The organism is Pseudomonas sp. XK-1 (genome assembly GCF_038069885.1).
Taxonomy (GTDB): Bacteria; Pseudomonadota; Gammaproteobacteria; order Pseudomonadales; family Pseudomonadaceae; genus Aquipseudomonas.
The window spans coordinates 1,236,646-1,263,394 of sequence record NZ_JBBPES010000001.1 but is presented as its reverse complement, the minus strand read 5'-3'; the positions used below and the strand labels follow the sequence as shown (position 1 = coordinate 1,263,394).

Here is a 26,749-nt window from a genome sequence, read left to right as displayed (position 1 = left end):
CACGCTTCACCGATCCACCAAGCGGCCACCCCAATTGCGATGCCACGGCATCGACGGTGGATGGATAAAGCGCCATCCACCCTACAGAGGACGCTACCTATGCAACACGAACTCGATCTCCGCCTCGACGCACTAAAAGCCGCCTACCTGGCCGGCAGCACCACTCCGCGCCAGCTGATCACGGCCCTGCGCGACCAGGCCGCGGCACTTAATCCCGAGTTCAATCTGTTTATCCATCTACTGACCGAAGCGGAGCTGGAACCCTATCTGGCCGCGCTGGACGGCAAGTCGGCGAAGGATCTGCCGCTGTACGGCGTGCCCTTCGCCATCAAGGACAATATCGACCTGGCCGGTATTCCCACCACCGCGGCCTGCCCAGCCTTTGCCTACACGCCCGAGCGCAGCGCCACCCTGGTCGAGCAACTGCTTGCCCTGGGGGCCGTGCCGCTGGGCAAGACCAACCTCGACCAGTTCGCCACCGGCCTCAACGGCACCCGCTCGCCCTACGGGGCCTGCCGCAACTCGGTGCACCCGGACTACCCGTCCGGCGGCTCCAGCGCCGGCTCGTCCCTAGCGGTGGCACTGGGCGTGGCCAGCTTCGCCCTGGGCACCGATACCGCCGGCAGTGGCCGGGTGCCGGCCGCACTGAACAACCTGGTCGGCCTGAAAGCCAGCAAGGGCCTGCTCTCCACCGCCGGCGTGGTGCCGGCCTGTCGCAGCCTGGACTGCGTCACCTACTTCACCGCCACGGCCAGCGAAGCCAGCCAGTTGCTGGCCCTGACCGCCAGCCTCGATCCTCGCGACGAATACAGCCGCAGCAACCCGCTATGGAACGATGGCAGCGCCTTTGGCGCACCCCGCCCGGGCTTTCGTTTCGGCGTGCCCAAACAGCTGGAGTTTCTTGGCTGCGCCGAGAGCCCGGCGCTGTTCGCCGCCAGCATCGAACAACTCAAGGCCCTGGGCGGCGAAGCGGTAGAAATCGACTTCGCACCCTTTCTCGAGGCCGCCCGCCTACTCTATGAAGGGCCCTGGGTGGCCGAGCGTTACAGCGTCGCCGGCGCGTTGATCGAGGCTAAGCCCGACGCGGTGCTGCCGGTGATCCGCGCCGTACTGGAAAAGGCACCGGGGACCACGGCCGTCGACGCCTTCCGCGCCCAGTACCGCCTGCAGGCGCTGAAAGCGATCTGCGACAGGATCATGGCCGATGTCGATTGCGTACTGACCCCGGCCTACCCACGCCCGGTGACCCTGGCCGAACTGCAGGCCGAACCGGTGGCACGCAACGCCGACCTGGGCTACTACACCAACTTTATGAATATGCTCGACTACGCCGCCGTCGCGGTGCCGGCGGGGTTTATGGCCAACGGCCTGCCCTGGGGGGTGACCCTGTTCGGCCGCGTCTTTACCGACCAGTACCTGTTGAGCCTGGCCGCGGCCCTGCAGCGCCAACAGCAGCTGCCACTGGCCGGCGAGCGCAGCCTGCAGCCAGGCGCGCCGACCACCCTCGCGCGCAATGACCGCGCCCGCCTGGTGGTCTGCGGTGCCCATCTGGATGGCCTGCCGCTCAACTGGCAGCTCAAACAGCGCGGCGGCCGACTGGTCGAAGCTACCCACAGTTCGCCGGACTATCAGCTCTACGCCCTGGCTGGTGGCCCACCGCTGCGGCCCGGCATGCTGCGAGTCGCCGAAGGCGGCGTGGCCATCGCCGTGGAAGTCTGGGAACTGCCGAGCGCCGAGCTGGGTTCCTTCCTCACCGGCATCCCGGCCCCCCTGGGCCTGGGCAAGGTGCAACTGGCCGATGGCAGCTGGGAAAGCGGCTTTATCTGCGAACCCTATGGGTTGGCCGGGGCAGTCGACATCAGCCACTTTGGTGGCTGGAAGGCCTATCTGCAGAGCAGGGCCTGAGACGCGTAGGCTGGGCACGGTCAAACACCTGGCTGGCCTCGGTGCGCACTGCGCCCCTAAGGAGCGCTGGAACGCTGATAACTGAGGATGCGCCCCTTGAATGGCGCATCCGGGTTATCCAGATCATTGAGTGGGTCGGCCAGCTGCTGGTAGCCATGGTTGCCCATCTCGCGGCTGAACCGCGCGCCATTGCCGCGACCGGGATCGACTATCAGGACCCGACAGCGGCGTGCGCCATGGCGGGCGATAAAGTCGGCGAGCAAGGCGGGATGGTCGCGTTCATAGAGCAGGTCGCTGCCAATAATCAGGTCGAACAGGCCCAGCTCCCGGTAGTACGCGGCCCAGTCGCAGTTCAGGTAGGTGATGGGTTGCAGCTCATTGAGCGCGGCATTGCGCAGGAGAAACTCGCCGGCCAATGGATGGTGGTCGCTGGCGGTGATGTCCGCGCCCAGGCGCTGCAGCAACAGGCTGGTCAGCCCCAGGCCGCAGCCCAGTTCAAGAATACGCAAGCCCTGCACCGCCATGCCGCTGAGGGTCTGCGCCAGTACCTCGCCGGCCGGCCACAGCTGGCCGAACAGCGGCCAGGTCGCCGAGGAGATGCCGGCCCGTTCGGCCAGGCCATCGCGATCGGCAAACTGCTGTTTATCGCGCAGGGAACACAGGTGGAAATCCTCTGCGCCGATACTCAGGGTTGAATACTTGATGCGATAGCCAGGGCTGACGCTGGACATGGGCGGCTCGGATGGCTGAAAAGGACCCGAACCAGACGGTGGTTAACGCCGCATAACCGCGCGCAGTCGTTATCACACAGCCTGACATTGGGGTGCTTCATTCGGGGGCAATTCAGCAAGGCGCAATGCCGGCCAGCGCATCACAAGTCACCAAGGAGACTCTTCGTGTGGGCGCACCATAGGCCTGCACTGCGCCCGGCAGCAAGCGTGGCCATGGGGGTCGCGATGAACGGCCCGCGCAATAGCGCCGACAGACGCCAATGGCCAAGGCTACAATGCGCTCAACTTCCCCCCGTAGACCCTTTGTATGTCACGTCCCGCCCCCGTTACCCGGCAACGCTCGCTGATTCTGCTGATCCTGCTATTGCTCGGCTGTGGCTTCCTCACCACCTCACTGGTCAGCTACTACACCGCCCTGGACTCGATCCGCGCGGGGATTATCGACACCGAGCTGCCGCTGACCTCCGACAACGTCTACTCGGAAATCCAGAAGGACCTGGTCCGGCCCATCCTGATTTCCTCGATGATGTCCCGCGACACCTATATGCGTGACTGGATTCTGGCCGGCGAGCAGGACCCCGCACAGATCACCCGCTACCTGCAGGAAGTGCAGGAGCACTACGGCACCGTCACCAGCTTTCTGGTCACCGAGCAGAGCCACACCTACTACCAGGCCAAGGGCGTGCTCAAGCAGGTCGAGGCCAGCGAGCCGCGCGACGCCTGGTATTTCCGCGTGCGCGATATGCAGGCCCCCTACGAAATCAATGTCGACATCGACATGGCCAACGACGACCGCATGACCGTGTTTATCAACTACAAGGTGTTCGACTACCAGCAGCGCTTTATCGGCGCGACCGGCGTCGGCCTGACCGTGGATGCGGTGGTCAAGCTGATCGACACCTACCAGCAGCGCTACAACCGCAGCGTGTTCTTCGTCGATACCGAGGGCCGTATCGTCCTCACCGGAGCCAGCGGCGGCCCCATGGGTGCCAAGGTGGGCCAGTCGATCGGCGAACTGCCGGAGCTGGCCAACCTGATGGCGAAACTGCCGCTGCCCAGCAGTGGCAACTTCGAGTACCGGGAACAGGGCCGCGGCCACTTTCTCAATGTGCGCTTTATCCCCGAGCTGAACTGGTACCTGTTTGTCGACAAGCCGGAAAACGCCGCCCTCGACGAGCTGCGCTACTCCCTGTACCTGAACCTGCTGATCTGCCTGCTGGTGACCCTGGTGGTGATCAGCCTGGTCAGCCTCGCCCTGCGCCGCTACCAGGCGCGCATCACCGCCCTGGCCACCACCGACCAGCTCACCGAACTGCTCAACCGTCGCGGCTTCGACCTGCTGGCGGTCCAGGCGCTGCAGGAGGCGCGGCGCAACAACAGCCCGCTCTGCGCGCTGCTGCTCGACCTCGACAACTTCAAGGCGCTCAACGACCAGCAAGGCCACCTGGCCGGCGACGCGGTGCTGCGCGGCTTTGCCAGCGACCTGCGGGACAACCTGCGCAAGTCCGACATCATCTGCCGCTGGGGCGGCGAGGAATTTATCCTCCTGCTCAAGGACACCTCCCCCGAACAGGCGCGCGAGCTGGGCGAGAAAATCCGCCAGCAGACCGAGCGTAACCGCGTGCTGCACAACGGAACCGACCTGCAGATCACCACCAGTATCGGCCTGGCCCACCTGCAGGCAGGCGACGCCCTCGACCAGCTGATTGCCCGCGCCGACCGCGCCCTGTACCGGGCCAAACAGAGTGGCCGCAACCGCCTGTGCGAAGAAACCGCATGAGCCTCTCGGCCCAGCATTGCCCGCGCTGCGGCCAGGCCAACCAGTGCGCCCAGGCGAGCGCGAGCACGCCCGTCGAACACTGCTGGTGCTTTGACCTGAGCATCGCCCCCGCAGCGCTCGACAACCTGCCCGCCGAGGCCCGCGCGCGCAGCTGCCTGTGCCCGCGCTGCGCTCGGGAACTGCCGCCGACGCAACCCGACCAGCCCGCCGACTAGCCATGCGCCTGGATCGTTTTCTCGCCAATCTGCCGCACTGCAATCGCCAGGAAGCCCGCCAGCTGCTCGCCAGCGGCCGGGTGCAGGTGGACGGACAGACCCAGCGCGACGGCCTTAGCGAAGTCAGCCAGTTCAGCCGCGTGCAACTGGACGACGAGCTGCTGCAGGCCGGCAAGGCCGCGCGCTACCTGATGCTGCACAAGCCCGTCGGCGTGGTCAGCGCCACCGAACACCCCGAGCACCGCACCGTGCTCGACCTGCTCGACGAGCCGGACAAACACCAGCTGCACCTGGCCGGCCGCCTGGACCTCAACACCAGCGGCCTGCTGCTGCTCACCAACGACGGCCAGTGGTCGCGCCGGGCCACCGCCCCCACCGGGCAACAACCCAAGGTCTACCTGGTGCACACCCAGGATGAAATCGACCCGGCCTGTGTCGAGGTGTTCGCCCGTGGCCTGTACTTCCAGTACGAAAACCTGACCACCCGCCCCGCCATCCTCGAACTGCTCGCCCCGCGACACGCTCGCCTGACCCTCTTCGAAGGTCGCTACCATCAGGTCAAGCGCATGTTCGGTCACTTCCAGAACAAGGTGATCGGCCTGCACCGCGTCAGCATGGGCACCATCCAGCTCGACGAGCGCCTCTGCCCCGGGCAATACCGCGAATTGAGCGCGCTGGAGATCGCCAGCTTTTAAAAGCGCTGACGTCAATTTTCCCCCAGGTCACATCGTTCGCAAGCTAACCGATAAACGGTAGTGCCCTAAGGGAATAAAGGCTTGCCAGCACTAGGGCCCACTGCTTAAATCGAGCCATAAGGTCTTGATGTGACCGACGAGTCACAGATGACCATCCAAGCGTTCTTTCAGTTGCTTGCGCTCTGCGCGAAATGGGTTCCTGCCTGGTAACACGACATCCTCCGCCACCTTGAAAAAGGTCGGTGCGATGCTCTATTTCAGCCCTAACTGATTGAAAAATAAATACTTATAAAAATCTCCCAGCCTGACATTCGTTTGTCATGTCCAGGCGCTTTCCTGACTGTCCTTTATGCCCGGTTTAACGGCCCCTGCCGTTTTGCCACGCCCCGACTTGCGCCAGGAGAAAACGACATGAAGCCAGCTACCGCTGTCGTCGATGTTCACGGGATCTACAAGATCTACACGGAGTTCTACGCCAACCCGAGCGCGCGCAAGACCATTATCCTGGTCAACGGCTCTCTCTCCACCACCGCCGCCTTCGCGCAAACGGTCAAATACCTGCGCACCCAGTTCAATGTGGTGCTCTACGACCAGCCCTATGCCGGCCAGTCGAAGCCGCACAACCATCACCACCAGCCGATCACCAAGGAAGACGAGGCCAGCATCCTGCTCGAGCTGATCGAACAGTTCCGTGCCGATCACCTGATGTCGTTCTCCTGGGGTGGCGTCGCCGCCATGCTGGCCCTGGCCCAGCGGCCGGCGCGGATCGAAAAGGCGGTTATCACCTCCTTCTCGCCGCTGCTCAACGAGCCGATGATCGACTACCTGGAAAAAGGCCTGACCCACCTGCACGCCCTCGACGGCGACCAGCTCGGTCACCTGGTCAACAGCACCATCGGCCGCTACCTGCCGTCGCTGTTCAAGCGCTATAACCATCGCCATATCAGCAGCCTGGACAGCCACGAATACCAGCAGATGCATGCCCATGTGCACCAGGTGCTGCACCTCGACGCCCATTGCCAGATGCAGTGTCTGTCGGCCATCGACATCCCGGTGCTGTTCGTCAACGGCGAACACGACGCCTACACCTCGCCGGAGGATGTGCGCCTGTTTGCCGAGCACCTGAGTGACTGCCAGTTCGTCACCATCGACAACGCCGGGCACTTCCTCGACATGGAGCACAAAGCCGCGTGGCTGCAGAGCCAGGCCGCACTGCTGGGCTTCCTGCAGAGCAAGCCCCTGCGCCAGACCCACTACCGCCCACAGATGGACGTGCTGCACGCGCTGGCCGTATGAAGCCTGCACACAACCCGCGCCCGCACCGCGATATTGCAGATAACCGCGGCGCGGGCTTCATTTCAGGCCGGACTTCCGGTATAAAGGCACCCGCTGCGGGCGTCGTATAGTGGTAATACCCTAGCTTCCCAAGCTAGAGCTGTGGGTTCGATTCCCATCGCCCGCTCCAAATCGCAGATTTTAAAGCCCTGATTTCTAACAAGATTTCGGGGCTTTTTGCATTCAGGGCCGCGCAAGTGTCGATAAAGTGTCGACTATTGGGTTGAAGCGCAAGGCATCCTGCAGGTGATCCGGCGACAGGTGTGCATAGCGCATGGTCATAGCCAAGGATGCATGCCCCAGGATCTTCTGCAGTGTCAGAATGTTCCCGCCATTGATGACGAAGTGACTGGCAAAGGTGTGCCTGAGAACATGTGTTGCCTGACCTGCCGGCAGCCTGATCGACGTTGACTCAAGCACCCGACTGAAATGACGCATGCACAATGTAAACGGGCCGTGCTGTTCGAAATGAGCAAGTAGCGCGCGTTCAAGGCATGGTGCTACAGGGATGGTTCGGGTGCGCCGTGACTTAGTATTGGCAAAGGTGACGGCCCCATTTCTGACCCGAGCTGCAGTAAGGTTCTGAGCCTCACCCCAGCGCGCACCGGTAGCCAGACACACCCGAGCGATCAAGCCGATATGCACGCATATGGGTCTGGAGTCCAAAGCAGCCAGTAATTCAGCTATCTGCACCTGGGTCAGGAAAGACAGCGGACGCTCTTGCAAACGCAATGGACGAACCTTGGCGAGTGGGTTCGGGTAGTCGATATCACCGAGGCGATACAGCTCGTTGAACATGGACTTTAGGTAGCCCAAGCGATTGTTCAGCGTTTTTCCATGCACACCTGCAGCCAGCTGCTGACCACGCAAATGGCAAAACTGATCTGCAGTGAACCTAACTGCAACAGGATCACCTAGCTCGCGAATGATCTTGCTCAAAACCTCTTTAAGGCGAACTGAGTCGGCAAGTGTATGGCCGTGAAGGTCGTAGTAACGCTGGGCCAATTCTGAGAGCTTGCGACGGTCCTTTGGCTTGGGTGACCAGTCTGGCGTTTCAATCACCTTGGCCCTGCAGGTTGCTTCAAAACGTGATGCCTCACCCTTGGTTTTGAAGGTCTTACGGAAGCGCTTGCCCTTGATGGGTTCTATATCGACTTTCCAACGCCCGTCTGGCTTCTGCTCAATTGCCATCAGACCGCCCTGCCCCACCTGACATTACGCTCTTCCAGGATGCCTTTGATGTGCTTATACAGCCCGTCTTCGTCCATGCCCTTGGCGGCGTAGTGGTCACGGATTACTGGCCAGCAATCCCAATCCTTGAGGGTGTGAAATGCTTTTCTAGCGCCCACTCGCTCCCGTGCCAGCAGGCTTACGAAGTTTCCCAGGAAGAGTTCCACGTTCTTGCCCGAGAAGCCCCGCGAGGTCTTGTAGTAGCGCTTGTACTCAGTGTCATCGAGCAGCGAATCCACCGGCAGATCAACGCGCACGTCATCGCGCATCAACGTCCAGATGGGCGCGTAGTAGCCCGGCCGGGAAAGGAACTTGAACTGGCGCAGCCCATAGCGCCACAGGCCTTCCAGATGGCCGGAAAATGCGGCAAACGATTGTGTGTCGATAGGCTTACCGGTATTCACGTCCAGGGAGCCGCTAGCGAACTGCTGGATGATCGAATGGTGATAGCGCAGCTCTACACGCCATACGGGCTGATCCGGGTTGTAGTTCTCCGGGTCGCCTTCGTCAAAGCTGTCACGACGACGCCAGACGCTTTCCCAATAGTCGAGCTTGTCGGCGGCCTTGGCCTGTTCGGTCTTGTTGTAGATGCACAGCTGCACGCCACTGGCAGAGCCAAACATCGAGGTTTCACCGCGGCCATAGGTGCTGGATTTGGTCGCCCAGTTGATTTCATTGATGCCGGTAATGTCGCGCTGGGTGCGGGCCTTGCAGTGCATGCGGGCCACCAGATCGGTGGGAGGCGTCCAGCCCTGCAGGTCGAGTGCAAGGTGGACGGCACACTGGTTTATCTCCAGATGGCTCAGCACCTGGGCGGCGTAAAAATCTAACCGGGCCTGCAGGCGCTCCGGCGACAGGTTGTCGATTGCATGGGGCGACACTTCGATTTTCAGGTGCGGGCCGATGTTCTCCAGCTTGGCATTGAAGTTCTTCACCAGCAGGATGATGCCTAGGTCGGCATTCTGCAGCTTGTACTGATACCCGGAATCACGCCCTACCCGGCCCGAGTGCCAGCGCTGCCCAGCGAAGTCGACCAGGGTGCCCGGCTTATCAAACAGCGCCATGATCTCCGGTCGGATCATGCCCCGGTAAAGCTGGCGCACGGTATCAACGCCACAGCGCAGCAGGCGAACGCCTGACAGGTCAGTGAACGTGTGGTTGCCAGGGTCAACAAACAGACGGCCCTGCTTGTCTTCCTCTGCAGTCAGAACATTCAAACGAAGATGATCTTTTACCGTTGCCATTGCTTTACCTATTGCTGAGTAATGCGGAAGTTAATTTCTTGTTATCTGACGTGTTACAGGGGCGTCAGCGGGCGGCGCGGCGCACCTGCGCGCTCGTGCCTCGCGTGCACCCGTGCCGCCGCGCCCGCAGCCGCTTTCTTGTTCCATCCATAGGCCTATCCCTGGGGTAATTGGCGGTAGGGTCACTGCACGACCGCTCCAGGGCGCTAAGAAGATCAGTAAAAGGATTAGCCCGAGCAGGGTCGGACGAAGGTCGCGCGCGCGCGTTGGGAGTTGCTGCAGGCGGGAACACTCAGGGGCGAGCGCAGAGGTTTTCTCTAGATGGCGCTGGCGATACAAGGCAAAGCACACCAAGGGCGCTGCCCTTGTCATCCCGCTCTTGCCGCCGAGGGCTCGGGAGCATGGGGCGGTGAAGCTACCCCATGCTCCCGTTGTCAGGCTGTTCATAGGCAGTCCGCGTCAAGGGTGCGCTGCGCCCGTGCTTCCGTTCGACGGAACGGTGGAGCTGTTCCGACGAGCCGGGAGCGCGGCCCCTGACACGGCCAAAGAAGAGGGTCGGGTCATACGGTCCAGTACGTTGCCGGAACTGTGCCGGTCGCGGTGCCGTATCGCCCGAATGGTACGGATGTCCGAGAAAAACACTTCGTTAGGGTGCGCCTCAGTGTTGCTGACTTCGATAACCAGGAAGTAGCCATGCTTGCAGATGCCTTCCATCGGCAGCACAACGCCAACGATATGCATGCACTGCCAGAACGAATCCGGCTCCTGCCGCCAACCTTGCTCAATCAGCACGGTTTTGCCGAGGTAGGTCAGAGCGGTGGCGAGATCTACTGGCGAGTTCTGATCAGACATGGCTGCAGCCTCCTTCCATGAGGTCGGCATTGCTCTGGATAAGGTGCGGCAGAGGCAAACGGCTTAGTACCTTGCCTGATGTGCGCTGGCCTCGGCTGCGAATAACCGGAAGAGTGCGAATGGTACGGATGGAGTCGAAGTAGGTTTCATCCGGGAAATCAGTGCTGCCGATGACAGGAACAGTCAGGAAGTACCCTATGTCGTTAACGCCCTGAACTGGCACTACCACCCCAACGATATGCTTGAAACGCCAGATAGGCTCCGGGTCCCCGTCCCATACCAGTTCAACAAGAACGGGTTGGCCGATGTAGCTAATAGCTGTAGCTGCATCCAGGGCGATACGTTGGTTAGGCATGGCTGTAGTCCCCCGCTTTGAACTCCTTTTTGCCTTTTTCCAGATCGGCCCGCAGGCGGGCGAGGTTGACCATCCGGAAGTCAGCCAGCCGCATGCTGGGGACGGTGCCGTTATCCACCCAGCCGATGGCCTCTTCGATAGATATGCCGCTCATCTCGGCGAAGGTTTTAACGCTGCACAGGTCGAGGCTGTCGTCACTGATCATGGGGTTTCTCCTGCAGGGGCTGTTCCTTGGCGAAGCTGGCTTCCAGGCGCACGACCATTTCGGCGTTCATCGAGCGGCGCGCAGCGTGGGCGGCTTGTTCGATCTGTAGGCGCAGTGCGGCAGGCACGCGCAGCTTGAATTGCGGGTCTGTTCGGCTCACAGCGTCCACTCCTGATCGAGAAGCTGTTGATGCAGCAGTGCCACGTTGACCATGGTGCGTTTGCCCACCTTCTGCGAAGGCAGGTAATTACGCTCCACCCAAGTGCGTACAACGACAGGTTCGTCGCCCATGCCGATCCACTCGGCGAATTTCTGCCACGGCATCAAGGGCGGTGCACCGTGCAGCTTTTGGGGGTCAAGACCTTCAGGTGGTAGCATCAGCTTGCTCCGCTATATTCCGCTATATCTTGCACTAAATGCCTTACACATATTGCAAGTTCCGGACAAAATATAAGCCAAGACACCACAAAGAAACCACCACTATATGCAAGCTTTTTAGATGCTTTCGGAATGATAAGAGAACGATTGATATCCGTTTGGGATAAGGAAAAGCTCTCGGCCCCTAAGCTTGAGAAGCTGACAGGCATAGACCGGAGCAGCTGGTACCACCTGAGAAATGGAAAGCGGCGTGCCAACGAACAGGACATTGAGGCCATCGTGCAGATGTTCCCTCAATACGCTTTCTGGATTGCGAGCGGGCAAGTAGCGCCGGAGATTGGCCAAACAAGTCCTGACTACGACGAAGCCAACAGAAACTTGAACCAACCCAACGCGGGATAGCGATCACCCAGGAAGTGACTAGGCGCTGGTATGTCCGAGGAAAGGACTCTGACGATGAAGAAGGCCATGAAACAGTAGGAATTGCACTTATAGCGCTAAACACCATGAGCGCAGTTGCCGAGCCTAAAGACCCCACTCAAAGCAACGTAATAGACTCGGCAAGCAAGGCTATAACAGACTTCATCATCAAACCCATGAGCCAAGACATGAGCGACAGGATGATGTGCGGCTTTGTAGAGAACGGAGGCGCAATGGCTCCGAGTGCAAAAGCCTACCTAGAAAAGAGAAAGATCAAGAGCATATCACATACGACGAGGCAATGAAGCGAAAGTATGCCGCAATCGTGGAATCGAAACGTTGCGAATTCGACTGCAAACCTCGCCCGATTCAAGAATGCATGAAACCCGATTACACCATTGACGATGACGTAATCGGGTGTTCAAAGTAACTTCATCGAGCCCAAAAAAATATTCACAAAATCTCACGGACACCATCGCTACATTATGTCTTTTGAAAAGAACTCTCGTGTTTTTTTAGTTATCTCACTCCCAAGTGCTTCGGCTTTCGATCTGCACTCAAACTCAATCTCCCAAAGCTTGGATAAAGACGAATTTCGAGCATTTATTTTACTTACGCGGTAATTATGGCGCAGGATCTCTCTACGAGCTTCCCCCCAGGCACTCTCCCTATCAACATACTCATCCTCAACTGCCTTTAGTTCTTTCTTGTAGATAGCGTCTATTGCTTCCCTCTTGCCTTTACAATAGGTAATAACATTCTTTGGCTCGTCAATATCTTTCCAATTACTAGATGATTTCTCTTGGAGACTAGATACAACTCCATCTATGGATGCCTTTAGCCTTGTACGCAGCGGATAATCCGAAAGGCGAGTGTCGGACAAGAAAACCTTGGCATAATCGTTCGCACAAGAAATTGCTAATTTTTTCGGGTATTGCTTTCCATATTTACTCCACACCTCAATTTCTTCGCGGGTATATGGGAAGTATTCCGGCCAAGATTCATCCAACCCCCCAACTTGATATTCTCTCACCTCAGGAAATGCCTTTGACGACGAGTGAAAATTCATTATTCCGCAAGATAAATTTAAATTAGATATAAATCCACGAATGTTATTGTGAAAAACCGCCTCTTGAACTTCCGCTGAGGTCTTGGCTGGTTTGCCGTCAGGGAGATAGTATTCGTAAGTCATAAATGCAGTTGCCTCTTTGATCTCATGCCGTTCTTTTTCAGAGCGTGCTAGATCCTTACGAATTCTTTCCAAACTCTCCGCTAAAAACTTTCGCTCCTCTTGAATTTCAAGTAATTTTTTTGTATTCGATTCGAGATCTAACTTCTGACTTTCTAGAGTGGCTTGAGATTTAGCCACCTCTTCAGCCAGTCGTTCCTTTTGGTACACTGGTACTACGGTATAAAAATAACCGAAGATAGCGAGGACTACGAGTGCAACCTGGGATGTATGAGCAGCCTTAACAAGTAGAGATTCTTTATTGGCTTCAGTAATTTTTTCTTTAGACACAGACCTACGATCTGAAAGACGCCGAAAAAAAGCCCGATTATTAATACGGCCCATGACTATGGTACGCCCCAATTCATAAGGATAAGCATCATATAGGCTTTAATTCTATAAAGCCCGCAGCAACGAATTGTTAAGCCAGCTTAAGTGAATGCCAAGTTAGGGACGAAATTTAGTCCGTCCCAGCGAACGCCTTAAGCGCATTATTAGCCAATTACAGAAGATTTAAGTGTAGCGCGGCGGCGAGTGCGACCTAGACTCATAAGTGTTTTTTCTAGTTCTTCAGTGTTTGCTTCTGAACCTGAAGTTAAATTTACAATTAAGTGTTTATGGCCAGGCGTGAGCTCCTCAACAGCAACATTGACCACATCGGGATGTGCGGATGCTATTTTGAAAGCATCAGAAATTACTTCTTCTGCTTTTCCACTAAAACAAACATTTAGATCTCCTTTATTTCTTCTTATTCTGGCAGACACATCATGATGAATGCTTTCATTTTGACCTCGGAACTCTAAACGCCTCATAGTGGCGCGTATATTCTTTAGCTCTTCAAGTATATATTCTTGTCCTGATATCTCTTTCTTGTCGATCTTTGCAACTGTGAATTCGCCAAAATGCTTTAGGAATGTTGTATATCCAGGGTCAGATATGGATTTCTCATAAGTTGCTCGAATTTTCTGCGAAAGCCTATCTTTAAATTCATTTATTTTTGAGAACCTAAGGTCTCTGGGGTACTCAAGATGCTCTATTGCCGAGGTATCAAATGAATATGAAGTAATTTCGTCTTTTATTATTATGGTTGGCTTATCAAAGGCTAAACGCATTCCCAGTTCAAACATGACGTTTGGATTTTTTCCGCTAACGTCACATACCACAATTGGATTTTCATAAAGATTTTGAATTATTCTTTTATGAATAATTCCGACATCATCAGCATTACTTACAAGATTAGCTTCAAATCCCGCGTCATCAATAGCTTCTGAAATTATTTCCAGAACGTCTGCCCAATGTGATTCATTGCATCCATCAATACTAGAGATTGGCATTACTACGCCACAAGTTAGATTTTTATTTTCTTTAGTCACGACACACTCCCTATGCAGGTAATTAGCTGGCTATAAATTAGGTAACATTGCTGACGCATAACACACCTTGAAGTGTCTGATAACATCCTTTTTCATGATGCGATCCCTTAATTTGAAGGGATGCACAAATGAGAAAGGCGACTCAGGTGGGCGAAAGAGCGACACGGATGACCCATTGTGTAAATCAGCCAAGGTACGGTGATGGCTAGACGCTACTGTTAAGCTTCAAGGCTGTCTAGCTGACGTGTCGAAAAAGTGTCGAAATCACAGCGCAGAAAAGCGGATCAATGCGGGTACGAGTCAGCTAGAGCCCAGGAATAGCAAGGCTTTGCGGGATAACGCAGGCATAAACAGAGGGTTCGATTCCCATCGCCCGCTCCAGATGTCTAACGAAAAAGCCCTGCTGATGCAGGGCTTTTTCGTTTCTGCCGCGTGGCTCCCTACTCCGGCTGCAAATCAAACAGCGCCTTACCGCTTTCCATATCGCAGGGCATGGAGAAGTGTTCGTGCATGATCAGCCAGCGGCCGTCCTGCTGGCGCAGGCACTGGGTTACGCGCATCCAGCTGCTCTGCATCTGGCCTTTGTCGTCGCTGCCGCCGCAGTGCAGCAGGTAATGCGCCACGCCCATTTCACCGCTGGCGATAAAGCTGGGGTCGCGGGGTTCGAACAGCGCCTCGCCGCTGCACATTTCCATGCAGGCTTGCCAGTGCGCCTGGTAGGCGGCCCGGCCGACGAAGCGCAGCGGGCCGATGGCGTCGTAGGCCACTACGTCTTCGCTGTAGTGAGCCATGATGCGCGCCAAGTCCTTGCTTCTGCAGGCCTCGGTCCAGCTGTCCAGGGTGGCCTGCAGCGCGGTGTGTAAGATGTGATAGCTCATGCCGGTTGCCTCCTTGTGGGGGATTCAAGCCTTGTGGGCGCAGCAGTCTTGCTGCGCCGCGGGCTGTTCGTATTTGTCGTGCAGGCGGGTCCAGTGCAGGCCCTTGCCGTCCAGATCGGGCATGCCGTCACAGCCCTCGCCGCGGTCCATGTGGTACATAAAGTGGTAGACGATCAACTGGCTGCGCCCGGCGAACAGGTCGAGCAGGCCCACTTCGCCCTGGGGGCCCTGGAAGCGGTAGTCCTGCTCCACGGCCACCATGGGCAGACGTCTGCGCGCCATATTCAGGGCATCGCGCTGACGGGTCAGGGCCACCTGGGCATCGCTGGCCAGGGCCGGGTGGCAGCAGGTGAAGATCAGCCGCAGGCGGTCGTCTTCGAGCAGTTCGTCGTCCGCCAGCGCCGTCGCGTCGGGCAGTTCGGCCTGTTCGTCGAGAGGCTGGAAGCGGCGCTGGCGGCGTAACTGGTCGATGGCCTTGAAGCGCCCCGCCGACACCAGCCAGGCCCGCGGGTTGGCCGGTATGCCCGTCTGCGGCCATTGCTCCATGGCCGCGCGAAAGGCTTCGTGCAGCGCCTCCTCGGCCAGGCCGAAATCCCCCAGCAGGCGAATCAGGCTGGCCAGCACGCGGCGCGATTCGTCGCGGTAGATGGCGTCGAACCGGGCTCGTTGAGCGTCGTCCATAACCCTCCCCGTAACGCTTGCGTGAAATGGAGTAACCCGGATTGCCGCCGGGCCACGATTTCTGCCTTAGCTTTTCAGTCGATAACCGGTCTTGAAGATCCAGCCCACCGCCAGGATGCACAGCAGCAGAAAGCCGAGAATCATCCCCAGGCTGAGTACCACATTGACATCAGACACGCCGTAGAAGCTCCAGCGGAAGGCGCTGATCAGGTACACCACCGGGTTGAACAGGGTCACCGTCTGCCACATCGGCGGCAGCATGCTGATGGAGTAGAAGCTGCCGCCGAGGAAGGTCAGCGGGGTGACGATCAGCGCCGGTACGATCTGCAGCTTTTCCCAGCCATCGGCCCACACGCCGATGATAAAACCGAACAGGCTGAAGGTCAGCGCGGTGAGCACCAGGAAGGCCAGCATCCAGAACGGGTGGAGAATCTCGAAATCGACGAACAGCCGCGCCGTGACCAGGATCACCAGGCCGAGGATGATCGACTTGGTGGCCGCCGCGCCGACATAGCCGATGAGGATTTCCAGGTAGGACACCGGGGCCGACAGCAGCTCGTAGATGCTCCCCGAATACTTGGGCATATAGATGCCGAACGAGGCGTTGGAAATGCTCTCGGTGAGCAGCGCCAGCATGATCAGCCCCGGCACGATAAAGGCCCCGTAGCTCACCCCCTGGATCTGGGTCATGCTCGAACCGATGGCCGAACCGAACACCACGAAATACAGCGACGTGCTGATCACCGGGGTGGCGATGCTCTGCAACAGGGTGCGCCAGGTGCGCGCCAGCTCGAACAGGTAGATGGCCTTGATGGCATACAGATTCATGCGCGCGACTCCTTGACCAGAGACACGAAGATTTCTTCCAGCGAACTCTGACTGGACTGCAGGTCCTTGAAGTCGATGCCGTGCTGGGCCAGGTCCTTGAGCAGCTCGGCGATGCCGGTGTGCTCGCTTTGCGCATCGAAGGTGAACACCAGGACATGGCCCTCGTCCGCCAGTTCCAGACGGTGGCCGCTCAGCTCCGCCGGCAGGTTGTTCAGGGGCTGCTGCAAATGCAGGGTCAGCTGCTTCTTGCCGAGCTTGTGCATCAGCACCTGTTTGTCTTCCACCAGAATGATCCGGCCCTTGCTGATCACCCCGATGCGGTCGGCCATCTCCTCGGCCTCCTCGATGTAGTGGGTGGTGAGGATGATGGTCACCCCGCGCTCGCGCAGGCCGCGCACCATGTTCCACATATCGCGGCGCAGCTCGACGTCGACGCCGGCGGTGGGTTCGTCGAGAAACAGAATCTGCGGCTCATGGCTCAGGGCCTTGGCGATCATCACCCGGCGCTTCATGCCGCCGGACAGCTCGAAGATCTTCGCGTCGCGCTTGTCCCATAGCGACAGATCGCGCAGCAGCCGCTCCAGGTAGGCCGGATCAGGCTTCTTGCCGAACAGGCCACGGCTGAACTTCACCGTCGCCCAGACGGTTTCGAACACATCGCTGACCAGCTCCTGGGGCACCAGGCCAATCTGCGAACGGGCCGCGCGGTAGTCCTGAATGATGTCCTTGCCGCCCACCAGCACCCGTCCGCCGCCCGGATTGACGATGCCGCAGACGATGCTGATCAGGGTGGTCTTGCCCGCGCCGTTGGGCCCGAGCAGGGCGAAGATCTCGCCCTGGCGAATATCCAGATCGATCTGCTGCAGCGCCGGATGGCCGCTGGCGTAGGTCTTGCTCAGTTGCTGAATCGAGATCACCGGTTGCACGGGAGGGCCTTGCCTGAGGAAAAGAAAGGCAGAGTGTATGAAAACCCGGGCGCGGTGCAACGGTCGGTTTGCCTAGGCAGGAGCGCGCTTGTTGGCTGCAGGGCGTGGCGACAAGGCCGAAAAGTGCGGCTATACCAGGCAGGACATACTGCTCACAAAGCCCCCCCGCCCCCATCGCTTCGAGAGGAGACGCACTATGGACCGATTCACCGGCGGCTGCCTGTGCGGCAACCTGCGCATCGAGGCAGCGGGACGGCCCTACCGGGTCGGCCTTTGTCACTGCCTCGATTGCCGCAAGCAGCATGGCGCGCTATTTCACGCCTGCGCGATATTCCCTCAGGACGCGGTGACGATCACGGGCGAAACACGCGACTACGCCGGGCGGTTTTTCTGCCCGCGCTGCGGCTCGCCGGTGTTCGCCCGCAGTGCGGACGAAATCGAAGTAAGCCTGGGTAGCCTGGACGCCCCCGACCAGCTGCAGCCCACCTACGAACTCTGGACCATCCGCCGCGAGTCCTGGTTGCCGCCGTTCCCGCTCAGCAAGCGCTACGAGCGGGATCGTGATGCCACGGGTCGGTTTGAGGAGTAGCTGGGTGCCCCGCCGTTCCTAAAGGTTTGCTGGGCATCCGCGAACGGGTTGGGGACGGCGATGTCACCCAGCCAACAAGCGCAATTGGCACGGCAACGTTGAGCGGCCATGGATGCGGCTGCTAGGCTGGAGCCTGGTTTTATACAGACAAGGAAATAGACCATGGAGCTTCGTCACCCCCTCGCCGGCCTTGCCCTACTCGCCTTGCTGGCCGGTTGCAGCTCGCAGCCGGCCTCGCGATCCGCGGCCGAAATCAGCGGCGACTGCAACGTCGACAACCTCAGTGGCGTGCTCGGCCAGAGCGCCAGCGCCGCGCTGATCGAGCAGGTGCAGCGACAGGCCAACGCCAAGACCCTGCGCGTACTCGCACCCGGCGACGCCGCCACCATGGATTACAACCCGCAGCGCCTGAATATCGATATCGATGAAAGCGAAGTGATCATTCGCCTGACCTGCGGCTGAACTACCACGAACGGCTGAGCGTATCTGCCGTGCGAATACGGCACACTTGGTTTATGTACTCCTCAGGCCAGGTCCGATGCTGATCGACGAAGAACTCACCCTGAAAAAGCTGGAAGTCTTTCTGGCCTTTATGCGCAGCGGCAACCTGACGCGTGCCGCCAGCGAACTGAATACCAGCAACGTCAGTGTTCACCGTGCCATCCATTCGCTGGAGAACGCCCTGCGCTGCCCGCTGTTCAAGCACGAAGGACGCAACCTGATCCCCCTGGAAAGTGCCTATGTGCTGGAAGAGCGGGCGCAGAAGCTGGTCCAGGATGTACTCGAAAGTGTGCGCGTGACCCGCGAAGCGGCCGGCTTTTCGGCCGAACGCTTCAAGCTCGGCGCGCTGTATTCGCTGACGGTAAAAACCGTACCGCAGCTGATCATGGGCCTGAAGCTGCGCCGCAGCGAGCTGAATATCGACCTGATCCTCGGCTCCAACGTCGACCTGTTGTACAAGCTGAAAAACGTCGAACTGGACGCCATTCTGGTGGCGCTCAATGACAGCGTCAGCGACCCCGATTGCGAACAACTGCCCCTGTTTGCCGATGATATTTTCCTCGCCGTACCGGTCGACTCGCCCTTTGCCATGCAGGCCGAAGTGGATCTGGCGGACCTGCGCGACTCGACCTTTATCACCCTCACCCAGGGCTTCGCCACCCATCAGGATGGTGCGCGGGTGTTTCAGCAGGCGGGCTTCGAGCCCAAGGTGGCGATGCAGGTGAACGATATCTTCACCCTGCTCAGCATGGTCAGTTCGGGGGTGGGTTACGCCCTGCTGCCGGGGCGGATTGCTGCGGTGTACGAAAACCGCGTGCGCCTGATCCCGTTGCAGGCCAAGTACCACCTGCAACAGCACATCGGCGTGGTCTTCCTGAAAGCCAAGGAGCGCGACCCGAACCTGCTCGCGCTCCTTGCCGAATGCCGGATGTACAGCCGCCAGTCGTAGGGGCCGCTTATAGGGGTTCACCGTGGTGCGCACAGCGCACCCTACCGGCTCAGCGAATGCCGCCTATACGCCACCCTACAGAAAGAAAAAGCCCGCCAAGCGGCGGGCGAAGGCTCAGCCTAAAAGGCCGCGCATGAGAAAGTACAACAGCGATGGACCAAGCAGACAGCCCAGCGCGGTATAGAACGCAGCGGTCAGGCAGCCATAGGGCACCAGCTTCGGATCGGTTGCCGCCAGGCCACCGGCCACACCGCTGGAGGTACCCATCAGACCGCCGAAAATCACCGCACTGCGCGGGTTGTTCAGGCCGATATAGGGCGCAATAAAGGGTGTCGCCACCATCACCAGAATCGCCTTGACCAGACCGGCTGCGATCGACAGCGCCATGACTTCCGAGCTGGCACCGATTGCCGCCCCCGTCACCGGGCCGACGATGTAGGTCACCGCGCCGGTGCCGATGGTGGTCAGGCTAACCGCGTCGTTGTAACCGAAGGCCATGGCCACGCCGACCCCGGCAACAAATGAAGCGCCCACGCCGACAAATAACGCCAGCACCCCGGCAAAACCTGCACGCTTGAGCTCTTCAACGCTTACCCCAAAGCCAGTGGCAACAATGGCAAAGTCACGCAACATGGCCCCACCGAGCAGGCCGACCCCGGCAAACAGCGGGATATCCACCAAGCCCTTGGTCCCGCCGGTGTAGGCACCACCGATATAAGACAGCAGCAGCCCCAACAGGATGGCAATCGCCGACCCGTGCAAACGGCCTTTGGTGAAGGTGTCTGAGATCCAGTAGGACAGCCACATGGTGAGGCCGATGATGGCGAAACCGCTGAGCAAGCCGTAGCTGGTAAGTACTTTCATCAAGGATTCGTACATGGCGATCACCGTGGCGCTTTAGTCAGAGGGGCGGTTGCGGACTCTTCAGGCTTTTTTTGCCCGACACGACTCAGCACGGGAACCAGAGCAAAGGCCACGACTACAGCGGCAGTGCCCGCCAGGATAGCCATCGGTCCGCCACTGAGGGCACCGTAAACATTCTGCTGGGCGGCCATGGCGACCACGATGGGGATATAGATGGCACTCCAGAACGCCACCCCCTTCTCGGACGTGGCATCGAGCACACCGCGTTTGTGCAGATAGCTGCCCAGGAAGATCAGCAGCATCATGGCGATACCGACACCACCGACGTTGGCAGGCACGCCAATCATTTTGCCTAGCAGCTCACCGATAAAGATGCCTGCCAGGGTGCAGAAGGCCAGAAAGGCCACACCGTAGATAATCATTGTTTTTATCCTCGTATTACGCATCGAAGTTGTTGTTTTTGTCCTTCGGTAATCGGGTGTTGCTATCGGCTCCGATTCACCTCCTGGCGCAACATGGCGTCCAGTGTATCCAGGCGCGAACCTTGAAAGGCGATAGCCATACCGGGCTCGAACACGCGCCGAGCCAGACCGCTCAGTACGTTACCCGGCGGTAATTCAAGATGCAGGCGAACCCCGCGTTCGAACGCGGTCTGCAGGGTGCCCTGCCAGTCGACCACCCGGCACATGTTGTGAGCCAGGTCGTCGCGCAATTTTTCGGGGTCGCTGATCAGCCGCGCCGAACTGCTGCTCAGGTAGCGTACGCTCGGGCGCTGCACCGTGACCTCGGCAAAGGCCGCAGCCAGCTGCGCGGCAGGCTCGGCAAGCAGTGCACAGTGCGACGGCACGCTGACGGCCAGGGCTTTGGCCATGCCCGCGCCCAGGCCCCGCGCACGTTCGGCGACACGCTGCATGGCCGCCTCGCTGCCGGCAATGATCAGCTGGTTGTCGGCATTGATATTGGCCAGATAGACCGGCAGTTCCGCGCTGTTTACCGCCGCCAGCAGTGGTTCCAGGCTGGCCAGGTCGAGGCCGAGAATGGCGGTCATGCCATAGCCTTCAGGGTACGCCTGCTGCATCAGTTCGCCACGCAGGGCGACCAGGCGCACGGCATCGGCAAACGCCAGTGCACCCGCCACCACCGCAGCCGCATAGGCACCGATGGACAGCCCGGCAACATAGTCAGGCCGCGCATCACGCGCCAGCAACAGACGCGCGCCGGCCACCCCGGCAATCAACAGGCAGAGTTGCACCGCGCGGGTCGCACGCAGCGCCTCGGCCGTGTCCAGCGCCAGCACCGGCTCGCCCAGCACCTCGCAGGCTTCGGCCAGGCACGCCTGGACGATTGGGCTATCGGGCAAGTGATGCAGCATGCCGGGCTGCTGCGCACCCTGGCCGGGAAATGCCCAGAGCGTGCTCATGTTGCCATCCAAGGGTCGTTGACCAACAACGGTCCGGTATGAGTCTTGAGCAACACGCGCGGTGCCCCCTGGGCCCACTCGCGCAGGGCCAAGGCTCCCTGGGGCGTTTCCAGTTGCACATCGACCGTGCCCGGCGCGCCGTCAAGCAGCGTGCACAGCCCCTGCGCCCAGCTTCGCGACAGTGGCTGGGGGGCACGAATAAGCAGATCCAGATCGCTGGCCGGATGCACCGCAGGCAAGCCGCTGGCCAGTTCGAAACCCAGGCTGCCGGTGACGCCCCAATGCAGGCCGCCGGCATTCAGTGGCGCAGCCAGGTAGCTCAGTGCGCGCAGTGCAGGCCACTGGCCCTGGGCGTGCCGTACCCAGCGCCCTGCCCTGGCTATCGCTTCCGGGCTGACCCGCCGCCGCACATCGCTTAGGCGCATCCAGCTGGCAAACCGCTCTTCTCGCGCCGCGCCGCGGATACCCACAGCCACCCAGCCTGGCTCAGCCACGGCGCGACGCACCACCACTGGCGCATAGCGCGCCAAGGCGGCACGCGCCCACGCCGGGGCAGCGGCTGGCAGATGCTGCGCAGTCAACCCACAGAGCAGGTCATGGGGACGGGGCATGGCGAACGCTTCACTGGCCATCGAAGGCTCCTTACCACTGCGCGCGCAGCAGTTCACGAACCTGCGATGAGGCCGCTCGGTTAGCCGCCCCAAGCCGCCCGCGCAGGTCCTTGCTGCCCCTGGCGATATCCCCCAGGGCCCGGGCCAGACAGTCCTGCACCCGGGCGATATCCTCGGTGCTCGGTTGAGCGATCTCGGCCACCGAGAGGGTTTCCCAGAGCAACCCGAGGGAGCCATAGCTGTCCAGGTCATAAGCCATGGGCGGCACGCTGGCGGCCAAGGCTTCCAGCTCCTCGACGCTGCGCAGGGTGATCCGCGCCGCCGCGGCCTTGCCCATGGCATGCACCATCACGCCCGGGTCGCGCAGGGCAATCAGCCGCTGCGCCTGATAACCGTGGGCCAGAAAAGCCCCGGACATGGCCTTGCCCACCAGCAGCCCAACCACCGCATGCCCGGCCAGGCGAGCGCGGGCATAACTGTCTACCGCAGCGGCCAGGGCCTGGTGAATGCCGTAGGCTTCCTCGCGGCGGCCATAGGCCTGGCTCGGCACATCGACAATGGCGATCAGCGCACGCTTGTGCGCACGGCCCGCATCGGCCTCGATGACCTCATCCACCGCCTTGGCCAGGCCCCAGCCTTCCAACAGGCCAACTTCGCCATTGCGCGCACGGGGGAAGGGATTGCTGGCATCGGTCACCACCGCCAGGTAGCGCACCGCCTGATCACCCAACTGGCTGTCAGCCGCCAGCACGGAAGCGGGCAAGCCCTCGGCTGGCGTGCCCCCCAGGCTCAACGCCTGGAACCAGTTGCGTCCACGTTGTTCAGTTGCGCGGCTCATGGCTGCTCTCCTTGAAAGGCGCTGCGTACGGCAGCGGCATCGGCCTGGATGGAGGTGTCGACCCGTTGCAGGCGCTCGAGGAACCAGGCATGTCGGCGGCTACGTTCCAGCGCGGGCTTGCCGGCGCGAAACAGGGCAATCAGCTCATGACGAATCGGCTCGACATCGTCGGCTACATAGCCGTCCACCAAACCGCTGGCATAGCGCTGCTCGCCGCCGGTCAGGCTCCAGATAAAGGGCCGGTCGCGCGAGTCGTATTCGTCGATGCCGGCTTCCTGCTCGATCACCTGCGGGCCGTTAAGCCCCAGTCGGGCCTCGCGGGTCACCAGCAGGTAGCTGCACAGGCCAGCAGCAATCGACATGCCGCCAAAGCAGCCGACCGGGCCGGCAATAAGGGCGATCACCGGCTGGTACTGGCGCAGCTCGACAATCGCCGCCTGGATTTCGGCAATGGCCGCCAAGCCGAGGTTGGCCTCCTGCAAGCGCACGCCACCGGTTTCCAGCAGCAAGATGGCGCGGGTTGGCGTGCCGCTGCGGTTGTCCTCGGCGGCCAGTTCCAGGGCACCGGCGATCTTCGCGCCACCGACTTCGCCGAGACTGCCGCCCTGAAATGCCCCTTCGATGGCGACAATGACCGCCGGCTGAGCGTCGATCAGACCCTTGCCGACCACCACGCCATCATCGGCCTGGGGCACGATGCCCTGCTGGGGCAGCCAGGGTGACACCACCTTGGCAAAGGGCTCGATCAGCTCGCGAAAACTACCGGGGTCGAGCAAGGCGCGGGCACGCTGACGGGCACCCAGTTCGGTAAAACTGCGCTGCGCAAGCAGACGCTGGATATTGGCATCATGCATGGGACAGCTCCTCCAGGCCTTGCTCCAGGCGCAGGCGAACCACGCCTGGAGTTGCGCCGAAGTCATGAATGGAAATATTCAGGGCCGGCAGTTGCTGCTCGCCGAACATGCGCTCGAACAGTTGCTGCCAACGCGGCGCGCTGCCATTGACCGAGGTCACCACCTGAATCGACAGGGTGCCGGCGCTACCGGGCTCGAACATCACTTCCAGGTCGCCGGAGCCGACACAGCCGACCAGGGCACGGCTGTGGCTCGGTTGCCCAGCGGGAAATTCAAAGGACAGGGTTTCCATGCTTAAACACTCCCAATCTGCGTCTGCAGCGCAGGCTGCAGGCGGTCGAGGAATAAAGAGGCGGCGAGCAGATCGGCGGCACCGCCGGGTGAGGCACGCAGCCTCAACATGTCGTCATCGAGTTCACGCAGGCGTCTGCGCCCTTCGAGGCTGGCGCTGCCGCCGGCCTTGAGCACGGCACGGGCGCCGCTCTGCATGCTGCTCAGACCGGCCAGGCCGGCGCGGTAGAGCACACAGGTATCCGTCAGGCTGGTCATGATGGCGAGCAAGGCATCCAGCCGAGCGTTCTGCTCGCCGGCCGCCGCCGCGCGGCTGCGTTGCAACTGCGGCAAGGCCTGCTGAGTCACGGCCGGAAAGCCCAGCTGCGCTTCCTCACGGGCACCGCGCACGCCATACAGCCGGCAGACCTGAGCACCATGGCTGTCGCCATTGGCCGGGGCGCGCCGGTCGTTGAGCATGGCCAGCCGCGCGGCACGCAGGCTCACTTCGCCCGGCTGCAAGGCCGTGCTGTCCAGGGCGGCGGCAGCCGTCAGCAAGCCCAGCGCCCAGATCGCCCCACGGTGAGTGTTCACCCCTGCGGTAATGCGCAGCATTTCCACTTCGCCCTCGCGGCCGATCTGCCCGATGTCCTCACGTAGTGCCTGGCTAAGAGCCCCTCGTGCGCAGGCGGCATCGGCCATGGCCTTGAAGCATGGCCACAGCGACAGCGCCGAGGCGTGCATCAACCCCAGGTGCAGGTCGGTATGCGCGCCGCTGCCACGGCGGTCGACCAGGCCTGGCTTGGGCGACAGGTCGGCCTCGTCGATCAGCGCATCTACCGCCAGGTCAGCCAGACACTCGCTCAGCGACAGTGGCTGTTGTAGTGCATTGACTGCGCTCATCACCAGCTCCTGAATTTGGCGGGCGGGTTGTACAGGCCACCGGACCAGTCGACCAGTTCGGCAATGCTTTTGGCCGCAAGCAGCTCGCGGCTGGCGTCGGCACGGCGAATGCCAAGGTCTTCCGGCAATGCGATCAGCCCTTCGCGGCGCATGCGCTCGGTGTCTTTCGGGTTATGCCGCAGGCCGATGGCGGTCACCCCGGCGACGGCGGCGATCATCGCCTGGCGCTCTTCCAGCGAGCGCGCCTTGTACAGGTAGGCGATGCCCTCCTCGGTGAGCAGGTGGGTGACGTCGTCGCCGTAGATCATGATCGGTGCCAGCGGCATGCCACTTTTCTTCGCCACGTCGATGGCGTCGAGCTGATCGACGAAGGTCGGTTTGCCGCCCTCCTGGAAGGTCTCGACCATCTGCACCACCAGCTTCTTGCCGCGTTCGAGCAGCGGTGCCTCGCTCTCGCTCGGGCGCATATCCAGCCAAGCGGGCGTGGGATGGCGGCGGCCGCGCGGGTCGTGGCCCATGTTCGGTGCGCCGCCAAAACCGGCCAGGCGGCCACGGGTCACGGTGGAGGAATGGCCATCGCCATCCACCTGCAGGGTGGCCCCGATAAACAGGTCCACCGCGTACTGCCCGGCCAGCTGGCACATCATGCGGTTGGAACGCATCGAGCCGTCGCGGCCGGTGAAGAACACATCCGGGCGCTGGGCGATGTAGTTCTCCATGCCCAGTTCGGTGCCGAAGCAATGCACACTCTCGACCCAGCCGGTTTCGATGGCCGGGATCAGCGTCGGGTGCGGGTTGAGCGTCCAGTTGCGGCAGATCTTGCCCTTGAGGCCAAGGGACTCGCCGTAGGTCGGCAGGATCAGCTCGATGGCGGCGGTGTTGAAACCGATACCGTGGTTGAGCGACTGCACCTTGTGTTTCTCGTAGATGCCGCGGATCGCCATCATCGCCATCAGCACATGCACCGGCTTGATATGGCGCGGGTCGCGGGTGAACAGCGGTTCGATATAGAACGGCTTGTCCGCCACCACCACGAAATCCACCCAGGAGGCGGGAATGTCTACCCGCGGCAGCTCGTCGACGATCTCGTTGACCTGGAAGATCACGATGCCATCGCTGAAGGCCGTGGGTTCGACCAGCGCCGGGGTGTCCTCGGTGCTTGGCCCGGTGTAGATATTGCCGGCGCGGTCGGCCTGAAAGCCGGCGACCAGCGCGACGTTGGGAATCAGGTCGACCAGCAGCCGCGAATACAGCTCGATATAGGTGTGGATGGCACCGACTTCGAGCAGGCCATCTTCCAGCAACTGGCTGATGCGCAGGCTTTGCGGGCCGGCGAAGGAGAAGTCGAGCTTGCGGGCGATGCCCCGCTCAAACAGATCCAGGTGCTCGGCGCGGCTGACGCTGGGCATGATCATGTGCAGGTCATGCAAGCGGCCAGGGTCGACCTGGGCCAGGGAGCGGGAGAGAAAATCCGCCTGCTTCTGGTTATTGCCTTCGAGCACCACCCGATCGCCGGGGGCGATCAACGCCTCAAGCGCGGCGACGATCTTGTCGCTGGGCAGGACTACACCATCTGCAAGGGTGCGCACCTGATCGAGGCGTCGCGCTTTTTCAGCGCGACGACGCGACCACTGCGGCGGTGGGGATATTGTTGTTGTCATTGAAGACTCCACGAGTTCCGCTGTCGTGGA

The 26,749-nt window shown here is 60.5% G+C and carries 31 protein-coding genes, 1 tRNA gene and 1 pseudogene; 9 read left to right on the top strand and 24 right to left on the bottom strand.

Annotated elements, in window-relative coordinates:
- The first annotated feature begins 99 nt into the window (after window positions 1–99).
- Window positions 100–1,905 (top strand): allophanate hydrolase, encoded by a 1,806-nt coding sequence (gene atzF, locus WMW70_RS05665; protein WP_341436510.1) that lies wholly within the window; start codon window positions 100–102, stop codon window positions 1,903–1,905.
- A 56-nt stretch (window positions 1,906–1,961) separates the two neighbouring features.
- Here atzF and WMW70_RS05660 read toward each other — a convergent pair whose 3' ends face one another.
- Window positions 1,962–2,636, bottom strand: coding sequence for a class I SAM-dependent methyltransferase (locus tag WMW70_RS05660; protein WP_341436509.1), 675 nt, complete (start codon window positions 2,634–2,636; stop codon window positions 1,962–1,964).
- A gap of 307 nt (window positions 2,637–2,943) precedes the next feature.
- On the opposite strand from WMW70_RS05660, the gene WMW70_RS05655 reads away from it, so the two are divergent.
- The 5 genes from WMW70_RS05655 to WMW70_RS05635 all read left to right on the top strand — a co-directional run bounded on the left by WMW70_RS05655 (window position 2,944) and on the right by WMW70_RS05635 (window position 6,791).
- Window positions 2,944–4,416 (top strand): sensor domain-containing diguanylate cyclase, encoded by a 1,473-nt coding sequence (locus tag WMW70_RS05655; RefSeq protein WP_341436508.1) that lies wholly within the window; start codon window positions 2,944–2,946, stop codon window positions 4,414–4,416.
- Window positions 4,413–4,631 carry a cysteine-rich CWC family protein gene (locus tag WMW70_RS05650; protein WP_341436507.1) on the top strand — a complete coding sequence of 73 codons (219 nt, stop codon included), beginning with the start codon at window positions 4,413–4,415 and terminating at the stop codon, window positions 4,629–4,631. The genes WMW70_RS05655 and WMW70_RS05650 overlap by 4 nt, the downstream gene beginning before the upstream one ends.
- Window positions 4,632–4,633: 2 nt before the next feature.
- Window positions 4,634–5,326, top strand: coding sequence for a pseudouridine synthase (locus tag WMW70_RS05645; protein ID WP_341436506.1), 693 nt, complete (start codon window positions 4,634–4,636; stop codon window positions 5,324–5,326).
- A 411-nt stretch (window positions 5,327–5,737) separates the two neighbouring features.
- On the top strand, window positions 5,738–6,622 hold the full coding sequence (locus tag WMW70_RS05640) for an alpha/beta fold hydrolase (RefSeq protein ID WP_341436505.1): 885 nt from the start codon (window positions 5,738–5,740) through the stop codon (window positions 6,620–6,622).
- Between the two features lie 95 nt (window positions 6,623–6,717).
- Window positions 6,718–6,791, top strand: a tRNA-Gly gene (locus WMW70_RS05635).
- 53 nt (window positions 6,792–6,844) lie between these two features.
- On the opposite strand, the gene WMW70_RS05630 is transcribed toward WMW70_RS05635, so the two are convergent.
- The 14 genes and pseudogenes from WMW70_RS05630 to WMW70_RS05570 all read right to left on the bottom strand — a co-directional run bounded on the left by WMW70_RS05630 (window position 6,845) and on the right by WMW70_RS05570 (window position 17,259).
- A complete protein-coding gene (locus tag WMW70_RS05630; protein WP_341436504.1) occupies window positions 6,845–7,852 on the bottom strand; it encodes a phage integrase in 1,008 nt (335 codons plus the stop codon).
- A complete protein-coding gene (locus WMW70_RS05625) occupies window positions 7,852–9,135 on the bottom strand; it encodes a hypothetical protein (protein ID WP_341436503.1) in 1,284 nt (427 codons plus the stop codon). Before WMW70_RS05625 ends, WMW70_RS05630 begins: the two co-directional genes overlap by 1 nt.
- A gap of 459 nt (window positions 9,136–9,594) precedes the next feature.
- Window positions 9,595–9,987 carry a hypothetical protein gene (locus tag WMW70_RS05620; protein WP_341436502.1) on the bottom strand — a complete coding sequence of 131 codons (393 nt, stop codon included), beginning with the start codon at window positions 9,985–9,987 and terminating at the stop codon, window positions 9,595–9,597.
- A complete protein-coding gene (locus WMW70_RS05615) occupies window positions 9,980–10,342 on the bottom strand; it encodes a hypothetical protein (protein WP_341436501.1) in 363 nt (120 codons plus the stop codon). Before WMW70_RS05615 ends, WMW70_RS05620 begins: the two co-directional genes overlap by 8 nt.
- Window positions 10,335–10,547: a hypothetical protein gene (locus WMW70_RS05610; protein WP_341436500.1), complete on the bottom strand. Its 213-nt coding sequence runs from the start codon at window positions 10,545–10,547 to the stop codon at window positions 10,335–10,337. The genes WMW70_RS05615 and WMW70_RS05610 overlap by 8 nt, the downstream gene beginning before the upstream one ends.
- A complete protein-coding gene (locus WMW70_RS05605; protein ID WP_341436499.1) occupies window positions 10,537–10,707 on the bottom strand; it encodes an Arc family DNA-binding protein in 171 nt (56 codons plus the stop codon). Before WMW70_RS05605 ends, WMW70_RS05610 begins: the two co-directional genes overlap by 11 nt.
- On the bottom strand, window positions 10,704–10,925 hold the full coding sequence (locus tag WMW70_RS05600) for a DNA-binding protein (RefSeq protein WP_341436498.1): 222 nt from the start codon (window positions 10,923–10,925) through the stop codon (window positions 10,704–10,706). The genes WMW70_RS05605 and WMW70_RS05600 overlap by 4 nt, the downstream gene beginning before the upstream one ends.
- 898 nt (window positions 10,926–11,823) lie before the next feature.
- On the bottom strand, window positions 11,824–12,864 hold the full coding sequence (locus tag WMW70_RS05595; RefSeq protein ID WP_341436497.1) for a hypothetical protein: 1,041 nt from the start codon (window positions 12,862–12,864) through the stop codon (window positions 11,824–11,826).
- A 203-nt stretch (window positions 12,865–13,067) separates the two neighbouring features.
- Window positions 13,068–13,946: a hypothetical protein gene (locus tag WMW70_RS05590; protein ID WP_341436496.1), complete on the bottom strand. Its 879-nt coding sequence runs from the start codon at window positions 13,944–13,946 to the stop codon at window positions 13,068–13,070.
- 440 nt (window positions 13,947–14,386) lie between these two features.
- Window positions 14,387–14,824 (bottom strand): YybH family protein, encoded by a 438-nt coding sequence (locus WMW70_RS05585; protein ID WP_341436495.1) that lies wholly within the window; start codon window positions 14,822–14,824, stop codon window positions 14,387–14,389.
- A 24-nt stretch (window positions 14,825–14,848) separates the two neighbouring features.
- The gene (locus WMW70_RS22045; protein ID WP_445942111.1) at window positions 14,849–15,139 is read right to left on the bottom strand and encodes a DUF899 family protein; all 291 of its coding nucleotides are present in this window, start codon (window positions 15,137–15,139) and stop codon (window positions 14,849–14,851) included.
- Window positions 15,128–15,505: pseudogene (locus WMW70_RS22040) on the bottom strand (sigma factor); the annotation flags it as partial. The gene WMW70_RS22045 and the pseudogene WMW70_RS22040, both read right to left, overlap by 12 nt.
- A gap of 66 nt (window positions 15,506–15,571) precedes the next feature.
- On the bottom strand, window positions 15,572–16,333 hold the full coding sequence (locus WMW70_RS05575) for an ABC transporter permease (protein WP_341436493.1): 762 nt from the start codon (window positions 16,331–16,333) through the stop codon (window positions 15,572–15,574).
- Window positions 16,330–17,259: an ABC transporter ATP-binding protein gene (locus tag WMW70_RS05570; RefSeq protein ID WP_341436492.1), complete on the bottom strand. Its 930-nt coding sequence runs from the start codon at window positions 17,257–17,259 to the stop codon at window positions 16,330–16,332. Before WMW70_RS05570 ends, WMW70_RS05575 begins: the two co-directional genes overlap by 4 nt.
- Window positions 17,260–17,455: 196 nt before the next feature.
- Here WMW70_RS05570 and WMW70_RS05565 point away from each other — a divergent pair, with 196 nt between their 5' ends.
- The 3 genes from WMW70_RS05565 to WMW70_RS05555 all read left to right on the top strand — a co-directional run bounded on the left by WMW70_RS05565 (window position 17,456) and on the right by WMW70_RS05555 (window position 19,298).
- On the top strand, window positions 17,456–17,848 hold the full coding sequence (locus WMW70_RS05565) for a GFA family protein (protein ID WP_341436491.1): 393 nt from the start codon (window positions 17,456–17,458) through the stop codon (window positions 17,846–17,848).
- Window positions 17,849–18,010: 162 nt separating this feature from the next.
- Entirely contained in the window at window positions 18,011–18,310 is a 300-nt protein-coding gene (locus tag WMW70_RS05560) for an I78 family peptidase inhibitor (protein ID WP_341436490.1), read from the top strand.
- 76 nt (window positions 18,311–18,386) lie between these two features.
- A complete protein-coding gene (locus WMW70_RS05555) occupies window positions 18,387–19,298 on the top strand; it encodes a LysR family transcriptional regulator (RefSeq protein ID WP_341436489.1) in 912 nt (303 codons plus the stop codon).
- A gap of 114 nt (window positions 19,299–19,412) precedes the next feature.
- Here WMW70_RS05555 and madM read toward each other — a convergent pair whose 3' ends face one another.
- The 9 genes from madM to mdcA all read right to left on the bottom strand — a co-directional run bounded on the left by madM (window position 19,413) and on the right by mdcA (window position 26,719).
- Entirely contained in the window at window positions 19,413–20,177 is a 765-nt protein-coding gene (gene madM, locus WMW70_RS05550; RefSeq protein ID WP_341436488.1) for a malonate transporter subunit MadM, read from the bottom strand.
- Window positions 20,178–20,182: 5 nt separating this feature from the next.
- Window positions 20,183–20,584: a malonate transporter subunit MadL gene (gene madL, locus WMW70_RS05545; RefSeq protein WP_341436487.1), complete on the bottom strand. Its 402-nt coding sequence runs from the start codon at window positions 20,582–20,584 to the stop codon at window positions 20,183–20,185.
- Window positions 20,585–20,646: 62 nt separating this feature from the next.
- On the bottom strand, window positions 20,647–21,582 hold the full coding sequence (gene mdcH, locus WMW70_RS05540) for a malonate decarboxylase subunit epsilon (protein WP_341436486.1): 936 nt from the start codon (window positions 21,580–21,582) through the stop codon (window positions 20,647–20,649).
- On the bottom strand, window positions 21,579–22,214 hold the full coding sequence (locus WMW70_RS05535; protein WP_341436485.1) for a malonate decarboxylase holo-ACP synthase: 636 nt from the start codon (window positions 22,212–22,214) through the stop codon (window positions 21,579–21,581). The genes mdcH and WMW70_RS05535 overlap by 4 nt, the downstream gene beginning before the upstream one ends.
- Window positions 22,215–22,224: 10 nt before the next feature.
- Complete coding sequence (mdcE, locus tag WMW70_RS05530) at window positions 22,225–23,031, bottom strand: biotin-independent malonate decarboxylase subunit gamma (RefSeq protein WP_341436484.1); 807 nt, start codon at window positions 23,029–23,031, stop codon at window positions 22,225–22,227.
- On the bottom strand, window positions 23,028–23,885 hold the full coding sequence (locus WMW70_RS05525; RefSeq protein WP_341436483.1) for a biotin-independent malonate decarboxylase subunit beta: 858 nt from the start codon (window positions 23,883–23,885) through the stop codon (window positions 23,028–23,030). The genes mdcE and WMW70_RS05525 overlap by 4 nt, the downstream gene beginning before the upstream one ends.
- A complete protein-coding gene (locus WMW70_RS05520; protein WP_341436482.1) occupies window positions 23,878–24,177 on the bottom strand; it encodes a malonate decarboxylase subunit delta in 300 nt (99 codons plus the stop codon). The genes WMW70_RS05525 and WMW70_RS05520 overlap by 8 nt, the downstream gene beginning before the upstream one ends.
- Before the next feature lie 2 nt (window positions 24,178–24,179).
- On the bottom strand, window positions 24,180–25,058 hold the full coding sequence (locus WMW70_RS05515; RefSeq protein ID WP_341436481.1) for a triphosphoribosyl-dephospho-CoA synthase: 879 nt from the start codon (window positions 25,056–25,058) through the stop codon (window positions 24,180–24,182).
- On the bottom strand, window positions 25,058–26,719 hold the full coding sequence (gene mdcA / locus WMW70_RS05510) for a malonate decarboxylase subunit alpha (RefSeq protein WP_341436480.1): 1,662 nt from the start codon (window positions 26,717–26,719) through the stop codon (window positions 25,058–25,060). The genes WMW70_RS05515 and mdcA overlap by 1 nt, the downstream gene beginning before the upstream one ends.
- Window positions 26,720–26,749: the final 30 nt, after the last annotated feature.

Coding starts and splice junctions, on each gene's coding strand:
- WMW70_RS05655 (WP_341436508.1), top strand. CDS start 2,944: ATGTCACGTCCCGCCCCCGTTACCCGGCAACGCTCGCTGATTCTGCTG.
- mdcH (WP_341436486.1), bottom strand. CDS start 21,582: ATGAGCACGCTCTGGGCATTTCCCGGCCAGGGTGCGCAGCAGCCCGGC.
- WMW70_RS05615 (WP_341436501.1), bottom strand. CDS start 10,342: ATGCCTAACCAACGTATCGCCCTGGATGCAGCTACAGCTATTAGCTAC.
- WMW70_RS05520 (WP_341436482.1), bottom strand. CDS start 24,177: ATGGAAACCCTGTCCTTTGAATTTCCCGCTGGGCAACCGAGCCACAGC.
- WMW70_RS05600 (WP_341436498.1), bottom strand. CDS start 10,925: ATGCTACCACCTGAAGGTCTTGACCCCCAAAAGCTGCACGGTGCACCG.
- WMW70_RS05610 (WP_341436500.1), bottom strand. CDS start 10,547: ATGATCAGTGACGACAGCCTCGACCTGTGCAGCGTTAAAACCTTCGCC.
- WMW70_RS05535 (WP_341436485.1), bottom strand. CDS start 22,214: ATGGCCAGTGAAGCGTTCGCCATGCCCCGTCCCCATGACCTGCTCTGT.
- mdcE (WP_341436484.1), bottom strand. CDS start 23,031: ATGAGCCGCGCAACTGAACAACGTGGACGCAACTGGTTCCAGGCGTTG.
- WMW70_RS05650 (WP_341436507.1), top strand. CDS start 4,413: ATGAGCCTCTCGGCCCAGCATTGCCCGCGCTGCGGCCAGGCCAACCAG.
- WMW70_RS05515 (WP_341436481.1), bottom strand. CDS start 25,058: ATGAGCGCAGTCAATGCACTACAACAGCCACTGTCGCTGAGCGAGTGT.
- WMW70_RS05555 (WP_341436489.1), top strand. CDS start 18,387: ATGCTGATCGACGAAGAACTCACCCTGAAAAAGCTGGAAGTCTTTCTG.
- WMW70_RS05660 (WP_341436509.1), bottom strand. CDS start 2,636: ATGTCCAGCGTCAGCCCTGGCTATCGCATCAAGTATTCAACCCTGAGT.
- mdcA (WP_341436480.1), bottom strand. CDS start 26,719: ATGACAACAACAATATCCCCACCGCCGCAGTGGTCGCGTCGTCGCGCT.
- WMW70_RS05630 (WP_341436504.1), bottom strand. CDS start 7,852: ATGGCAATTGAGCAGAAGCCAGACGGGCGTTGGAAAGTCGATATAGAA.
- WMW70_RS05575 (WP_341436493.1), bottom strand. CDS start 16,333: ATGAATCTGTATGCCATCAAGGCCATCTACCTGTTCGAGCTGGCGCGC.
- WMW70_RS05560 (WP_341436490.1), top strand. CDS start 18,011: ATGGAGCTTCGTCACCCCCTCGCCGGCCTTGCCCTACTCGCCTTGCTG.
- WMW70_RS05525 (WP_341436483.1), bottom strand. CDS start 23,885: ATGCATGATGCCAATATCCAGCGTCTGCTTGCGCAGCGCAGTTTTACC.
- madL (WP_341436487.1), bottom strand. CDS start 20,584: ATGATTATCTACGGTGTGGCCTTTCTGGCCTTCTGCACCCTGGCAGGC.
- WMW70_RS05565 (WP_341436491.1), top strand. CDS start 17,456: ATGGACCGATTCACCGGCGGCTGCCTGTGCGGCAACCTGCGCATCGAG.
- WMW70_RS05585 (WP_341436495.1), bottom strand. CDS start 14,824: ATGAGCTATCACATCTTACACACCGCGCTGCAGGCCACCCTGGACAGC.
- WMW70_RS05640 (WP_341436505.1), top strand. CDS start 5,738: ATGAAGCCAGCTACCGCTGTCGTCGATGTTCACGGGATCTACAAGATC.
- WMW70_RS05625 (WP_341436503.1), bottom strand. CDS start 9,135: ATGGCAACGGTAAAAGATCATCTTCGTTTGAATGTTCTGACTGCAGAG.
- WMW70_RS05620 (WP_341436502.1), bottom strand. CDS start 9,987: ATGTCTGATCAGAACTCGCCAGTAGATCTCGCCACCGCTCTGACCTAC.
- atzF (WP_341436510.1), top strand. CDS start 100: ATGCAACACGAACTCGATCTCCGCCTCGACGCACTAAAAGCCGCCTAC.
- WMW70_RS05645 (WP_341436506.1), top strand. CDS start 4,634: ATGCGCCTGGATCGTTTTCTCGCCAATCTGCCGCACTGCAATCGCCAG.
- madM (WP_341436488.1), bottom strand. CDS start 20,177: ATGTACGAATCCTTGATGAAAGTACTTACCAGCTACGGCTTGCTCAGC.